Raw genomic sequence first — 15670 nt, 5'->3', positions numbered from 1 at the left:
AGCGGCGTCGGGTTTTCGCGTTACGGAATCTGTAGAACACTCAATTCTATTCACACGAAGAAGGAACATTATGGCTAAGCGTTCACCGCTTGCAGCCGCGCGAGGGGCGCTCCTCTCGATGGTCCTGCTCATGGTTGTTATGGCTGCCGGTATTTTCGGTAGCACCTATTCGGGAGGTTCGTGGGCGCCGAAGCTCGCCCTGGACCTTTCGGGTGGTACTCAGATGATTCTTTCTCCGAAGGTCAATGGCTCTTCGGATGAGAACGTCTCCCAGGAGCAGTTGAACCAGGCGGTTGAGATTATTCGTCAGCGCGTTGATGGTGCCGGCGTTTCGGAAGCGGAGGTTACCACCTCCTTCGGCTCGGGTAATAACGTGGTTGTTTCGGTTCCCGGAACGATTAGCGCTGAGACTCGTCAGCTGATTCAGGCGTCTGCAAATATGACGTTCCGCCCGGTGCTGCTTTCTGGTGCCGGTACTGCGGTGGCTGAGGATGCCCGCACTGCGGAAGATAAGCTGCCCAAGCCGTCTGCGGAGCCGACTGACGGCTCTGACCGTAACTGGATTACTGCGGACCTGTACAAGCAGTACGAGGCGAAGGACTGCACCGCGGCACGCAATGAGGACGCCGATAGTGCGGACCCGACTAAGCCGATGGTGGCGTGTTCCACTGATGGTCAGGAGAAGTACATTCTTGGTCCTGTGGAGCTGAGCGGTAGCGATATTTCTACCGCAAGCCACTCGCAGGAGACGAGCGGTCAGGGCGTGACTACGGGCCGTTGGGCTGTGAACATTCAGTTCAACGATGCTGCTCGTGAGAAGTTCCAGAACATTACTTCTCGCCTGAACGCGATTCGTGCGCAGAACGCAAATGATCCGCGTGCCCGCTTCGCGATTCTGCTGGACGGCAAGGTGCTGTCCTCCCCGGTGTCGCAGGCAGTGATTTCTGACGGTAAGCCGCAGATTACCGGTAACTTCACTGAGCAGGAGGCGAAGGCTCTCGCCGATCAGCTCAAGTACGGTGCCCTGCCGATTAGCTTCACGATCCAGTCGGAGCAGCAGATTTCTGCGACCCTGGGTTCGGAGCAGCTGCGTGTGGGTCTGCTGACCGGCCTGATTGGTCTGCTGCTGGTGTTTGTGTACTCGCTGTTCCAGTACCGTCTGCTGGGCTTTGTGACGATTGCGTCGCTGATTGTTGCGGGCATCATCTCGTATGAGGCGATTGCGTTGCTGGGTTGGGCGTTGAACTACCGCCTGTCCCTGGCTGGTGTGGCGGGTCTGATTGTGGCGATTGGTGCTACGGCTGACTCGTTCATCGTCTACTTTGAGCGTATCCGTGATGAGATCCGTGCGGGCCGCACGATCCCGTCGGCGGTGAACCACGGTTGGCAGCGTGCATCCCGCACTATTTTGGCGTCGAAGGCTGTGAACCTGCTGGCTGCTGTGGTGCTGTACGTGGTGTCGGTTGGTTCGGTGAAGGGTTTTGCGTTCACCCTTGGTTTGACTGCGATTGCTGACCTTGTGGTCGTGTACCTGTTCACCCACCCGATGCTGACTCTGCTGGCGAATACCCGCTACTTCGGTGAGGGTCACCGCCACTCGGGCTTGTCGCCTGAGTCGCTGGGCGCTACGCCGCTGTACCGTGGTGCCGGTCGCCTCCGCACCCCGGAGGAGAAGCAGCTGAGCATTGCTGAGCGTCGCCGTGCAGAGCGTGCCGCCGCTGAGGCTGACGAGTCTGCTTCTGATGAGAAGAAGGAGAGCTAAGCATGGCTACCGATGTGAAACCTAATGCTTTTGCCCGCTTCGGTAATGACCTGCATTCGGGCGCCCGCTCGTACCCCTTCGTGGGTAAGCGCCGCCTGTGGCTGGCGTTGGCTGCGCTGCTGATGGCGGTGTCGGTTCTGATTCCGTCGGTGAGTGGCGGCTTCAACCTGGGTATTGATTTCCGTGGCGGTTCGGAGTTCGTGGTCTCGAAGACTGCGCACGTTGATACTGCTACGGGTGAGCGCGTTATTCACGAGAAGGCGAAGGACGCCTCCGATGTTCGCGTGACTAATATTGCGCCGGGTACGATTCGTGCCCAGATGAGCAAGCTCAGCGATGATGAGACTCTGCAAGTGAAGGCGGCTCTGCAGGAGGCGTACGGCGTCTCTGAGAATGACGTGACCTCCTCGTTTGTGGGCCCGACCTGGGGCGCGGATGTGACCCGTCAGGCGTTCTGGGGTCTGGTCGCGTTTGTGGTGCTGGCGCTGATTGGTATGGCGTTCTACTTCCGTACCTGGAAGATGTCGCTGGCGTCTATTGCGGGTCTGTTCTTCACCGTGGTGGTGACGGTTGGCCTGTACGCCGCGTTTGGCTTCGAGATTACTCCGAGTGCAATTATTGGTTTCTTGACGATTCTGAGCTACTCGCTGTACGACTCGGTGGTGGTGTTCGATAAGATCCGCGAGAACACGGATGGCGTGCTTGAGCGCCGCGACACGACCTTTGCCGAGCAGATTAACCTGGCGGTGAACCAGACCCTGGTCCGTTCGATTAACACCGCTATTGTGGGTGTTCTGCCGGTGGGCGCGATCCTGTTCATTGGTGCGTTCATCCTGGGTGCGGGTACTCTGCAGGACCTGTCCCTGTCGCTGTTCGTGGGTATTCTGGTGGGCATGTTCGGTACGCTGTTCGTGTCTGCGCCGCTGTATGCTTCGCTGCGTTTGGGTGAGGCTCATATTCGTGAGCACACCGCGAAGGTGGAGAGCGGCAACTTCAAGGATGCTAAGGCTGAGGACGCTGACGAGGCTGAGGACTCGGAGGGTTCGGAGGAGCCCGCCGAGGCTGCTAAGGCTGAGAAAGCTAAGAAGTCCAGCAAGTCTGCTGATGAGTCCAAGGATTCCGCAGATGCCGAGGAGGCAGCTGAGAAGCCCGCTAAGAAGCCGGCACGCGCAACCATTGAGATTCACCGCGTGAACCTGAACGGTTAGCCAACGTTCCGCCAGCGCTACTGGCGTTACTAACGATAGGGGAGTCGATACCGAAAGGTGTCGGCTCCCCTTTAGCGTGCCCGATTATTTCCTAAACAACGCGCTCTGGTGTGTTAAAACGTCGCATAGTTTGGCGCGTTCCAGACCGCTGGGTAGGATAAGAAGTGAAGATACTGTGCGCTCGCGTTTGAGCCTGCTGATGGCTGGTTTGGCCGGTATAGCCCTCAACGATGAGGAACCTGAGTGTGCGGCTGATTATCTTGAGTCCGAAGGAGCCTGGAATGAGTGCAGAACCTGCCGTGAACACCAACGCTGAGAACCCTGCAGGGACCGCCGAGAAGCCCGCGGTTCGGCCCGCTGGCCCGATTCCTCTGCCTGAAACTGATTCGTCTGATGCGAAGAGGAAGCGCGGCTCGCACCGTGTCATGGCTGCTAGCGGGCGTGTGCCTAACCGCCTCGTTTTTGGTGGCCGCAGCAGCAAGATGGAGGCGTCCGATTCGCACGGCGGTACCATCCGTTTCTCCCCGATGATTGCGCCGGTCGTGCGTGCCGTACGCCGCTACCACCCGGATGAGGACATCCAGGTGCTGCAGCGCGCCTACGAGGTGGCGAACCGCTGCCACGAGGGTCAGAAGCGTAAGAGTGGCGACCCGTACATCACCCACCCGGTCGCCGTGACCGCGATTCTTGCGGAGATGGGCGCGACCGGCCCCGTGCTCGCCGCCGGCCTGCTGCACGACACCGTGGAAGACACCGACTACACGATGGAGCAGCTCACCGAAGAGTTCGGTGAGGAGGTCGCCTACCTGGTCGACGGCGTGACCAAGCTGGACAAGATGACCTACGGCGAGAACGCCTCCATTGAGACGATCCGCAAGCTCGTGCTGTCCATGAGCAAGGACATCCGCGTGCTGCTCATCAAGCTTGCCGACCGCCTGCACAACGCCCGCACCTGGCGTTTTGTGCCGCAGGCTTCTGCCGCGAAGAAGGCAGAAGAGACCCTGAAAATTTACGCGCCGCTCGCGCATCGCCTGGGCCTGAACACGATCAAGTGGGAGCTGGAGGACCTGTCCTTCGCCGCCATGAGCCCGGAAATTTACGCCGAAATGGTGCGCATGGTCGGCGAACGCACCCCCGCGCTCGAAAAGTTCCTGAATGAGGCGCGCACCAAGATTACGGACCGCCTGAAAGAGGTGGGCATCGACGCGACCGTGACGGGCCGCCCGAAGCACTACTACTCGATTCATCAGAAGATGAAGACGAAGGGCCGCAGCTTCGACGAGATTAACGACATCCTCGCCGTGCGCATCATGGTTGAGGAAGAGGCGGAATGCTACACCGTGCTCGGCCACGTGCTGTCCCTGTGGCCGTCGATGACTGGCCGTTTCAAGGACTACATTAAGAACCCGAAGAACAACAACTACCAGTCGCTGCACCTGACCGTGTACGGTCCGGGCAACCTGCCGCTTGAGATTCAGATCCGCACCTACAAGATGCACGAAGAGGCTGAGTATGGCGTGGCGGCGCACTGGCGCTACAAGGCGGCATCGCGCGGCGAGAAGGTCGCGGCTCGTGGCGGCGCGCCCGCGAAGGACCCGAAGGAGCCGGGCACCCAGACCTCGGCGATGATGAACGTCGGCATCCTGCAGTCTATTGCCGAGATTTCGAACTCCAACCCGGAGTCGGAGAAGTTCTACGAGTCGCTCGCTGACACCCTCGACACCGACGAAATCGTCGTACTCACCCCCAACGGTGAGGCAATCGCCCTGCCCAACGGCTCCACCCCCGTGGACTTCGCCTACGCCATCCACAGTGAGGTCGGCGACCGTACCGTCGGCGCGAAGGTCAACGGCCGCCTCGTGCCGCTGCACACGGTCCTGCCCACCGGCGCGACCGTGGAGATCATGACCACGAAGAACGAAGACGCCGGACCCAGCGAGGACTGGCTGAAGTTCGTTCGCTCCTCACGCGCTCGCACGAAGATCCGCCAGTATTTCGCGAAGGAACGCCGCCTGGAGGCGCTGCTCGCCGGCCGCGAAATGCTCACTAAGAGCATGCGTAACAGTGAGTTGCCGTTGCAGAAGATGATGAGCCCGGAGATAATGACTCAGGTGGCTCAGCTGCTGCACAAGAATGATGTGGCGTCGCTGTACCGTGCGATTGGTGAGCACGAGATCGCGCCGAAGCAGGTCATTGACACCCTCGTTGAGGTGCACCGCGGCGACGAGCCGGCACCCGAGGTTGAGGTCAGCGACTTTGACGAGACGCTGCTGAAGTCGACCCGCAAGGCGATTGGCGATAACGGCGTGATTGTGCCGGGTGCTGAGGGCGTGCTGACGAAGATTGCGCGCTGCTGCACCCCGGTCCCGCCGGATGACATTATCGGCATTGTGACCCGCTATAACGGCATTTCGGTGCATCGCCGTGACTGCCCGAACATGCGTAACGCTGACGAGGAGCCGCGCGTGACGACGGTCGAGTGGGCGTCTTCGCCGACCGCTACGTACCGTGTGCAGATTCAGGTGGAGGCGCTGGACCGTAAGGGCCTGCTGAGCGACCTGATTCGTGCGATTTCTGAGTCGGGCGTGAACATTCTGGATGCGCGCGTGCACACTTCGGAGGATCGTACCGTGGTGGACCGCTTCGCCCTGGAGCTGGGTGACCGCTTCATGCTGGAGCACGTGCTGAATGTGGTCCGTAACGTGACGGGCGTGTACAAGGCGTACCGCCTGACCGGCGCGAAACCCTCGGAGGCGTAGGCTCTTTCATTCGCTGACTTACGCTGAGAAGCCACATGTGTTTCGAAAAGCCACTTCTTTGGTGGCTTCTCGAAACACATGTGGCTTCTCGCCGTTTATAGGGGAGGGGTCGGGGGAACTTTCGATAGGTTAGTGTCTTCACTACGGGTTAAAGACCCACGGCGAAGGCACTAACCTATCGAAACAACCAGTGGCTCGGCGATGACGAACCGGCGTACGCGTTTTTCTCCTCTTAGGCATAATGGGTGTAGCGGCAAGGGCTGCCGCCACATACACGAAAAGGTTTATGTATGGTCAATTCTTATACGTCCGGTTTCCTAAATTTCTTGAGTCACGAGCATAACCCTCTAAGGACGCACTCTTAGGGGGAAATCAACTAGCCGGGGAAGTAATCAGCTTGGTGGTAGTCAGAGCGTAGAGCGTGTAGACGGTAATAAGTATTCCCGTAATAGTTGCAAAATTTATCGCAATAGCTGTGTTCTCACGCTTATCTTGTCAGGGGTTCCATATATTTTGAGTGTATGGAGCAAGGGCATAGCTCCATGGGGTCTGTTATTTGAGTGAGCCGAAGGAGAGATACTCATGGACCTGAGCGGTTACTACACCGGTGATGATTTTCGCGAGTTCTACGCAGGGCAGGACGCCTCAAATATTGACGATTTCTTCACTGAGAACGGTGAGTTTCTGATGGACCGGCTTCCTGAGCTGACGGAGCGTGAGGCTTTGGCTCAGATTCGTTTCTGTGATTCTTGTGCGGCTTTGTGTCAGAGCGGTTACGCTTTGGATGAGGCTGAGGAGGCTCTCCGGGATACCTATACTTTGGCTGTTTGAACCCTGACTGTTTGAACCTGACCCTTCTAGATTCAGAGCTGAGTCTAGCGTTTGTTTTTCTTTCTTTATGGGGCTGTAGGCTTCGTATATTTTCTGTTTTCTATCCGTTTTTTCTATCCGCTTCTGGCGATCCGAAAGGTACTGTTGTGACGACCATTAACGATTATCAGGCTAAGTTTTATGCGCATGAGTTGCGCCGTAGCTATGCCGATAATGAGCTGGGTAAACTAACTAGCCTGCTGTTTGATGCGCAGGTTGAGCCTAAGCCGCATCAGATTGATGCTGCTCTTTTTGCTTTGCAGTCTCCCCATATGAAGGGCGCTATCCTCGCTGATGAGGTGGGTCTGGGTAAGACCATTGAGGCTGGCATTGTGATTACTCAGTTCTGGTCTGAGCGTCGCCGCAATATTTTGATTGTGGCGCCGGCGTCGTTGCGTCAGCAGTGGAAGCAGGAGCTGTGGGATAAGTTCATGATTCCTGCGACTCTGGTTGATTCTAAGAATGCAAAGACTGTGATTGATGAGGCTCGTCAGGGTGAGCCGTCTGTCTTGGTCTGCTCGTACCAGTTCATGAAGAGCTTTGAGAAGCGTCTGGCTTCGTTGCCGTGGAATCTGATGGTGCTGGATGAAGCCCACTACCTGAGGAATTTCTACTTGCCGGGTAAGAAGCAGCCGAAGACTGCTTTGGCGGCTTCTAAGGTTGCTAAGTCAGCGCAGAAGGTTCTTCTGCTGACGGCTACTCCTTTGCACAATAAGCTGGAGGAGCTGTACGGCTTGGTGTCTGTGATTGATCCTGGGTTCTTTGATAGCTTGAAGGCGTTCCGTGCTCGCTACACTAACGTATCTGATGAGTTGTCTTACGAAGAGGCAATGGAAGATTTGCGTGAGCGTTTGAATATGCTGTTGAAGCGTCATCTGCGTCAGGACGTGAACCTGTACGTGCGTTACACGAACCGTGGTACTGAGACGTTTAAGTTTGAGCCGACGGAGCAGGAGAAGCAGCTGTATGAGATGGTGCAGTCGTTTGTTCATAACTCTACGTTTATGCGTATGTCGCCGGCGCGTAGTCTGATGACTATCCAGCTGTTTAAGCGTTTGGGTTCTTCGACGTTTGCGGCAGCGACGACTCTTGATTCTATGGCTAAGCGTTTGCAGAGTATTGCTTCGGCTGATGTTTTGACGGAGAAGGAGGTTGCTGCGGCTTCTCGTTCGTTTGCGGCTGTTGGGGCTGATGCTGATGGCGCTGAGGTTCTTGGTACCGACTCTGCCGGTACCGATTCCACCGCTACTGGTCCTACTAGCACCAGTTTTGTGTGTACTACGCCTGATGTGGATAGGGGCCCTTCGGATGATGAGTGGCTGTTGAAGCTGTCGGATGATTCGGATAGCTTCTCGGACCGCGTTCTGACGGAGCATGAGATGGAGGAGCTTCGTAAGGAGTCTGCAGAATTGTCGCGTGTGGCGAAGTTTGCGGCGTCTATTAGGGAGAATGCGAAGGCTTACAAGTTGCTGGAGGCGTTGGAGCGCGGCTTCGAGAGTATGCGTGCTATTGGTGCTCCGGAGAAGGCCATTATTTTTACGGAGTCGACCCGCACTCAGGATTACTTGAAGCAGGTTCTGACTACGGCTGGTTATGGTGATGAGCTGGTGCTGTTCAATGGTTCGAATGCCTCGAAGGAGCAGCGCAAGATTTACCGTGAGTGGTTGAAGGAGCATGAGGGTAGTGACCTTGTGACTGGTGTTCAGGCCGCTGATACGCGTAAGGCTCTGGTTGATAAGTTCCGTAATTCGGCTCGCATTATGATTGCGACGGAGGCTGCGGGTGAGGGTATTAACCTGCAGTTCTGTTCCTTGTTGGTGAATTATGATTTGCCGTGGAACCCGCAGCGTGTGGAGCAGCGTATTGGTCGTGTTCATCGTTATGGCCAGAAGCATGATGTTTTGGTGATTAACTTCTTGAACACTGAGAATGTGGCGGAATCGCGCGTGCTGTCTCTGTTGACTGATAAGTTCCAGATTTTCACGGGTGTTTTTGGCGCAAGTAATGAGATTCTTGGTGCTATTGCCTATGGTGCTGATTTTGATAGGAAGATTGGTGCTATTTTTGCGAACGCTAAGACGGCTGAGGAGATTGAGGAGGCATTCCGTGAGCTTGAGGAAGAGAATGCTGAACTGATCGCTGAGGGTATGCGTGAGACGAGCTCTAAGGTGTTTGAGAACCTGGACGCGAATGTTCAGGATAAGCTCAAGCATTATGATGAGGGTTCGCGTGAGCTGTTGGGTGTTTTTGAGCGTCTGCTGATGGAAGTGACGAAGCACGAGCTGGCTGACTTGGCTGATTTTGCGGATGATTCACGTCGTTTTGTTCTGCGTGAAGTGCCTGCTCATGATGATGCTGAGAACGGCGATATTGTCCCTGGCACGTATGCGCTCAAGGAGGATTCGGATAATCACACTCGCCAGTATCGTTTTGATTCGCCGCTGGGTCGTTTTGTGGTGGATTCGGCGTTGAATCATGAGACTCCGCAGCGTGAGCTGGTGTTCTCGGTGTCGGCTTCGGAGCGTCCTTCGAAGTACGCGCAGTCGTTGGTGGGTACCTCGGGTGAGTTGAGTCTGCGTGAGGCGACCTATACGGCATCTGTTGAGGGTCAGCTGGTTCAGGAGTCGTATCTGGTGGCTGGCGGTTTCACTGATTCGGGTAAGCCGCTGACGACTGATGATGTGAATGATCTGATGTCTTTGCGTTGCGTGAGTGAGAGCCCGGTTGCGGGGTTGATGTTTGCGGATCGTATGGAGGCTCAGATTCAGGAGCAGATGGAACGCCTGGCTGCTGAGGTGAATGAGCGTAATGGCCGTTTCTTGGAGGATTTGTGGCAGATTCAGGATGCTCGTGCGCAGGATATTCGTGCGGAGGCTGAAGCAGAGAAGCTGGAGCTGCTGAAGAAGGAACGTCAGCTGGCTGTTGCATCTAGGCGTGAGGCTGACCTGTCGAAGCGTATGCAGATGCGTGTGGAGGCTCGAAAGCTGAATAAGCAGGTAAGTGAAGTGGAGCGTAGGATGCAGCAGAGGCTTGCCGATCTTGATGTGTACATGGAGGACACCCTGGATCGCATGAAGAAGTCTAAGGACGCGACGAGTTCGGTTCAGGACCTGTTCACGATTCGTTGGCGTGTTGAGCAGTAAGTAGGCTCTTTGCGGGCTGGAAGGCGGCTCGGTGTGGGTGACCATGCCGGGTCGCCTTTTTTTGACGGTTTCGTTGGACAGCGTGGCGGTTATGTCGGAAACTAGAAGGGTACATTTTAGACGGTATGTCCCAAACCTAAATCTTTGTGTTGGCTTATCTTGGTAGTGTGCTGAATCGAGGAGTTTTAGGGCTCTGGCATGGGGATAGAGCTGTTCCTGTGGTAGTCGGCTAGTCAATGTTGAGACTGGGCGGCAGCGAGTAGGTGCCGTGTTTTTATGGTTTGAGGCATATGTGATGGAAGGCTTATCAACGATGAGTGAAGTTTCTGAATTCGGCAGTGTGCCGTTGTCTTCTCCGGATATGAGGGCGAATCTGTGGGAGCAGTTGCAGGTTTCGGCTCCGGAAGTTTTTGCCGATGGCAAGCTGAATGTGGAGGCTCTGCAGAACCTTCTGGGTGATGAGAATCTGGCGGGGGGGGGGGGGCTGAGAAGTTTGGTTTGACTTGGCCGGGTAAGCGTGAGGCTCAGCGTGTGGCACAGTTGCCGACGTCTGCTGCTATTCACCCGCAGATTTCGGATTCTGTGGATTGGGGATCGACCCGCAATGTGTTTATTGAGGGCGAGAACCTGGAGACTCTGAAGGCTTTGCGCACGGCGTACCGTGGCAAGGTGAAGATGGTGTACATTGATCCGCCGTATAACACGGGTAAGGATTTTGTGTATTCTGATCGTTTTGCGCAGACTGTGCGTGAGCACGAGTTTGAAACTGGCGCTCGTGATGCTGAGGGTGCGCTGAAGGCGGGTACGGCTTTTGAAATGAATACCTCAAACTCGGGCGCGTATCACTCGAATTGGTTGAGCATGATGTACCCGCGCCTGGTGTTGGCACGCGAGTTGCTAACTGAAGACGGACTGATTTTTATCTCTATTGATGATTACGAAGTCGATAATCTTCGGGCTATTTGTAATGAGATTTTTGGGCAGCATAATTCTCTGAATGAAAACCCGGTTTCATTTATTTGGCCTCGTTCAGGTGCGACTGCTGGAATGGTACGTACTGGGCATGAATATATTCTTGTTTACGCGAAGAACCGCAGCTCACTGAAACAGTTTAAAGTCTTTTCTTCCGAAAATGATTTTATTGAAGACCGCGCAATTAAAAAAATCTCTCGCAGTAACCCTGAATCATCGCTTACGCTAAAAGCGGGTATGAGGTTCGAGGGTAATAATGCAGAATTTACGGGTACTATCGGTACGAATGAGACCATGACAATTGATGGTGTTATGCGTTTTGAAAACGGTCGGCTTACCGAAGATGTAACCGTATCTGCGGGGTGGGCTATGAAGAGCCAGATTCAACAGTGGATGCAGGGTGAAGATACTTTTGACACTAAGGGGCAGCGGGTAGTCGAATTCTTCTTTAATAAAAAGGGTCTTCTGCGTTACCGAAAAGAACGGTCTGTATTTTCTCCCTCAACTATCCTTGAGTCAAATATAGTTGGTACTACTAAGAGCGCTTCTAATGAGATAGCTGAAATTCTTGGATATAAGAATCCTTTCAGCTACCCTAAGCCGACTGCTCTTATCCAGTATTTGATGTCTTTCTGCACCTCTGGTGAAGATATCATTCTGGACTTCTTTGCTGGTTCTGGAACTATTGCTCAGGCTGTTGTTCAACAAAACATTGTTGATCAGCAGAATCGCCGCTATATCGCGGTGCAGCTCCGAGAAGACCTGGACCAGGCAAGCGAAGCGTTCTCTCAGGGAGACCGAACTATTCCTGATGTCGTACGTCATCGTCTCAGGAATCTTCCTAGCTATGTCCATGAAAAGTACGCCGAGCAGATTGCTCAGCGCTCCGAGGACAACCCCCTCGACACCGGATTCCGTGCCTTCACCCTGGGTGATAGCTGCTTCAAGAGCTGGAAGGTAGACAGTAGCATCCACGTGGAGCAACTGGACCGGCTCTTCGAGGATCTGGGGGAGAGCATCAAACCCGGCACCGACCCCTACGATATTCTCTTTGAGCTCCTGCTCAAGAGCGGCTGCCCCCTGAACGTGGAACTGACCCCCTTCTCCTTCGGCTATACGAAATTCTTTGCCGTTGAATCTGGTGCGCTAGCCTTCACGCACCTGCCCACCGAAGACCCTGCAACCATCCCGAGCCTTGAAGACTGGGAAAAGGCCATCAACAAGTTCCACGAAATCTACGGCTACGAACCGGTCCAGCTAATCATGATTGAAGACGCGCTCTCCAACAAGAACAACTACGTCAACGTAGACAGCCTCAAGCTGAACCTGGTGCAGCTCGCCAAGCAGCACGGCATCAACCGCGAAGACGTACTCTTCGCCTAGAAGCACCAGCACACAGCTGAATAGGTTCCTCACGCGGACCCTGCAGAACAACCCGGCGGCGGTGAAAACACACCGCAATTCACCGCCGCCGTGGTTCTTCTAAGAACCCGTAACCCCTGAACCACTTCAGCGACCACACTCATAGCAAACAAACTCCGAAAGACCCCCGTCCGAAAGACCACTGCCATGCCTCACCCCGACCCTCAGGTCCCCACACCTAACCCCTTATACCGCGGCGCAGCAAGCCCTTCCAACCCCAGCCCCGCACCCCAGCGTAAAGGCTTCGTCTTCGACCCCTCACAGAAGCACCAGATGCGTGCCATTGACTCCACCGTGGCGCTCTTCGAAGGGCAGATGAAACACACCGGAACCAGCCGCAACATCATCCCCACAGGTGCTGCCGCTGAAGAGAACACCCTTTTCGCCGCCCGCGCCGCAGGCGTCGTCTACAACCAGCTCGACCTTGACCGTGAAGCCCTTTTCAACAACCTCATTAAGGTGCAGGAGAGCAACTACCTCGAGCATAGTGCGGAGCTCATAGTAGAAGATGGTGTACCCCACTACGACATCGAAATGGAAACCGGCACCGGTAAAACCTACGTCTACCTGCGTAGCATCCTCGAACTTGCCAAGAACTACGGGTTCACCAAGTTCGTTATTGTCGTACCCTCCGTAGCGATTCGCGAAGGCGTCAAGGCCAGCATCAACTCCATGCGCTCGCACTTTGAGAACCTGTACCTGCAGCACGGTGTGTCCCTCCGCGAAACCTTCTACAGGGGCGACACTCCTGAAGAGGTCTACTCCTTCGCAACCGGTATCGGTGTCGAGGTTCTCATCACCACTATCAGCGCACTCAACACCACCAAAAAAGATGACCGTATCATCTATCGGGAACGCGATAGCCTCAACGGTCTGGCGCCCATCGACTACATTCGTGCTACCCGCCCCGTCGTCATCCTCGACGAACCGCAGCGCATGAAAAGCGACAATAGTACCATCGCAATTTCAGAGCTTAACCCCCTTGCTGTCCTGCGCTACAGCGCTACCCACGATAAGGTCCGCAACCTCGTCTACCGCCTCGACCCGGTAGACGCCATGCAACAGAACCTTGTGAAGAAGATTTCCGTCGCTGAGGTCCTCATCGATGGCATGACTACTACCCCTTACATTCGTTTTATTTCTGTTGACCGGACAAAGAGGCCCCTCAAAGCCATCCTAGAATTGGCCACAATAACTAAGCAGGGTGGCATCGACCGCAAAAAGATTGCCCTCAAGCAAGGCGAATCACTGGCACACAAGGCCAACAACGACGCCTACGGCGATATCGCAGTCAACCACATCAGTGTGGAGTACGGGGAAGAAAATGCCTTCGTTGAACTGAGCGCCATCGAAGGTAAAAACCTGCTCCGTCGTGACGAATCCCTCGGCGATGAAAATATGGACCAGGTGCACCGTGCCATGATTCGTGAAACCATTCGTCAGCATCTCAAGAAGGAATACATACTGCAGAAGGAAGGCGTTAAGGTTCTCTCGCTCTTCTTCATCTATAGCGTGCACAGCTACCTGGGCGACGGAACCAATAACCTTGACGCCAACGGCAACTTCGCCCGCTGGTTCGACGAAATCTACGTTGAAGAAGTCGAACGCCTCGAGCAGAGGACCGGAATCAGTAACTTCTGCTCGCATGACCCCTTGACCGCCCGTAGTGCTTACTTCGCACAGCTCAAAGCCAAGCGCGGCCAGACCCAGGGCGAATACGTGGACTCCACCGACAAGAAGGAAAGGAAGGAAGACGACGACGCCTACAAGCTCATTATGCAGGACAAGGAACGCCTGCTCAGCCACGAGGAACCCGTACGCTTCATCTTCAGCCACTCTGCACTCCGTGAAGGCTGGGACAACCCCAACATCTTCCAGATTTGCGTGCTCCGCACCATGAACACCGTGACCGAACGTCGCCAGACCATCGGCCGCGGCCTGCGCCTGCCCGTCAGCGTCAACAATGGAACCCTCACGCGAATTTCCGACCCGAATCTCGCACGCCTGACCGTCATCGCCAACGAGTCCTACCGCGACTTCGCTGACTCCCTGCAGCGCGAATACCGCGAGGCCGGCGTAAGTATTGGACGTGTGCGCCGCACCGACTTTGCGGGTATTGCCGCGCGTCAGAACGGCGAAGTCTCTCCGACTGACACCCTCGGCGTTGCCCAGTCTGGTGAAATTTTTGATGTCCTCGTTAAGAACGGAATGCTCACGCAGGACGGTGAACCGACCCGCTCGTTCACCCCGAACCAGGTCGACTTCAGCCTTAGATTGCCCGAAGAGTACGCACCTTACGAAGACAAAATCATCCAGATTCTCGTTGACAACCAGAACACCACCAAATTTGTCGAAAATGAGAAGAACAGGAACGGGGAGCCTCGCAAGTTCAACCCGGACTTCCCTCGTCAGCTCTTTAGTGAGCTCTGGGAACGCATCGCCGTGGACACCGGCTACCGCGTCCTGCTTGACTCAAACACTTTATCTAATAAAGCAGTAGAGCTGATTTGTGAGGCAACTGAGCATATTCGACCTGTCCAGATTCGTATTGAAGAGTCTGCTCTTGATGTACATCGTTCCGGTATCAAGACTGGAACGAACCTTGGAGATGCTTCGGCTCGATTGGAAAAGATTGATTATTCATATCCCCTGCCCGATATCGTGGCAGAGCTACAGAAAGCGACCGATCTCTCTCGCAAGACCATCGTTGATATCCTCAAGAACTCCGAAACCCTGGATAAGTTCATTGCGAACCCCGGTGAATACATGGTGACCGTGCGTAGGATCCTGCAGAGCGTTGTCGAAGATGTTGCTGTCTCGAACGCTGTCTTCCGCCCGCGCATCGTTGACGACGAAACCTACATGGAGAAAACCGGGACCGCCCCCCGGTACCGCGCAGAGCTTGAACCGGACGAGGAGCAAGATAATCTCTGGCATGACGTTACCGGTGGTGGCGATTACCTTACTGAGGGTGCCGCTATGCCTCTGATGCTCGCTTCAGAGGCCCTCGCCCAGCTGCAGAATGACCGCAACGACTACCCGCTGGACAAACTCTACAAGGTAGCACAGCCCGAAAAGACGGACTACGACTACCTGGTGCTGGATTCAGACGTGGAACGCCAGTTCGCACAGAAGCTTGAATCAAACTCCGCCGTCAAGTTCTTTATGAAGCTCCCCCCGAACTTCAAGATTGATACGCCCCGCGGCAAGTACAACCCCGACTGGGCGTACGTTTTTGAAGGCGAAGACGGAAAGAAGACCTTCTACGTTGTGGAAACAAAGAGCACCCACAACGAGGCAGAACGTCGTGTCAGTGAGAACCAGAAGATTAAGGCAGGTAAGAAGCACTACGAAGCAGTCAACCGACTGATTCTTAGCGCGAAGTACTCCTCTAACGGGTCCAGCCTGAAAATCTTGCCGAAGGTTTTCTACGATGTGAAGACTCACAAGGATTCGCCTATTCCCATGTAGCCGCCGGTAGTCTGCTGTAATCCGCAGTAATCCGCCCAGAAGCCACATGTGTTTCGAAAAGCC

8 protein-coding genes are annotated in these 15670 nt (G+C 55.1%); all 8 read left to right on the top strand.

Translation table 11 applies throughout. The annotated features are described in order from the left end of the window. The first annotated feature begins 70 nt into the window (after positions 1-70). The 8 genes from secD (at position 71) to HMPREF2605_RS07815 (ending at position 15607) form a co-directional block, all read left to right on the top strand. Positions 71-1762 (top strand): protein translocase subunit SecD, encoded by a 1692-nt coding sequence (secD, locus tag HMPREF2605_RS07850; protein ID WP_070847798.1) that lies wholly within the window; start codon positions 71-73, stop codon positions 1760-1762. Between the two features lie 2 nt (positions 1763-1764). After that, positions 1765-2970, top strand: coding sequence for a protein translocase subunit SecF (gene secF / locus HMPREF2605_RS07845; RefSeq protein ID WP_070847795.1), 1206 nt, complete (start codon positions 1765-1767; stop codon positions 2968-2970). Between the two features lie 281 nt (positions 2971-3251). Next, entirely contained in the window at positions 3252-5729 is a 2478-nt protein-coding gene (locus tag HMPREF2605_RS07840; protein WP_070615796.1) for a RelA/SpoT family protein, read from the top strand. A 582-nt stretch (positions 5730-6311) separates the two neighbouring features. Next, positions 6312-6560: a hypothetical protein gene (locus HMPREF2605_RS07835; RefSeq protein ID WP_049353268.1), complete on the top strand. Its 249-nt coding sequence runs from the start codon at positions 6312-6314 to the stop codon at positions 6558-6560. Between the two features lie 146 nt (positions 6561-6706). Beyond that, positions 6707-9742 (top strand): SNF2-related protein, encoded by a 3036-nt coding sequence (locus tag HMPREF2605_RS07830; protein WP_070847792.1) that lies wholly within the window; start codon positions 6707-6709, stop codon positions 9740-9742. A gap of 313 nt (positions 9743-10055) precedes the next feature. Next, positions 10056-10244: a hypothetical protein gene (locus HMPREF2605_RS07825; protein ID WP_070847789.1), complete on the top strand. Its 189-nt coding sequence runs from the start codon at positions 10056-10058 to the stop codon at positions 10242-10244. Positions 10245-10273: 29 nt separating this feature from the next. Then, entirely contained in the window at positions 10274-12097 is a 1824-nt protein-coding gene (locus tag HMPREF2605_RS07820; RefSeq protein ID WP_141762291.1) for a site-specific DNA-methyltransferase, read from the top strand. A gap of 186 nt (positions 12098-12283) precedes the next feature. Further along, positions 12284-15607: a restriction endonuclease gene (locus HMPREF2605_RS07815; protein ID WP_083324867.1), complete on the top strand. Its 3324-nt coding sequence runs from the start codon at positions 12284-12286 to the stop codon at positions 15605-15607. The last annotated feature ends 63 nt before the right edge of the window (positions 15608-15670 follow it).

This window comes from Rothia sp. HMSC065C03 (assembly GCF_001837295.1).
Classification (GTDB): Bacteria; Actinomycetota; Actinomycetes; order Actinomycetales; family Micrococcaceae; genus Rothia.
This window is presented reverse-complemented; position numbering and strand designations above follow the sequence as displayed.

What these genes read in the sequence shown, in the direction of transcription:
- secD (WP_070847798.1), top strand. Translation starts at nt 71, where the DNA reads ATGGCTAAGCGTTCACCGCTTGCAGCCGCGCGAGGGGCGCTCCTCTCG.
- secF (WP_070847795.1), top strand. Translation starts at nt 1,765, where the DNA reads ATGGCTACCGATGTGAAACCTAATGCTTTTGCCCGCTTCGGTAATGAC.
- HMPREF2605_RS07840 (WP_070615796.1), top strand. Translation starts at nt 3,252, where the DNA reads ATGAGTGCAGAACCTGCCGTGAACACCAACGCTGAGAACCCTGCAGGG.
- HMPREF2605_RS07835 (WP_049353268.1), top strand. Translation starts at nt 6,312, where the DNA reads ATGGACCTGAGCGGTTACTACACCGGTGATGATTTTCGCGAGTTCTAC.
- HMPREF2605_RS07825 (WP_070847789.1), top strand. Translation starts at nt 10,056, where the DNA reads ATGAGTGAAGTTTCTGAATTCGGCAGTGTGCCGTTGTCTTCTCCGGAT.
- HMPREF2605_RS07815 (WP_083324867.1), top strand. Translation starts at nt 12,284, where the DNA reads ATGCCTCACCCCGACCCTCAGGTCCCCACACCTAACCCCTTATACCGC.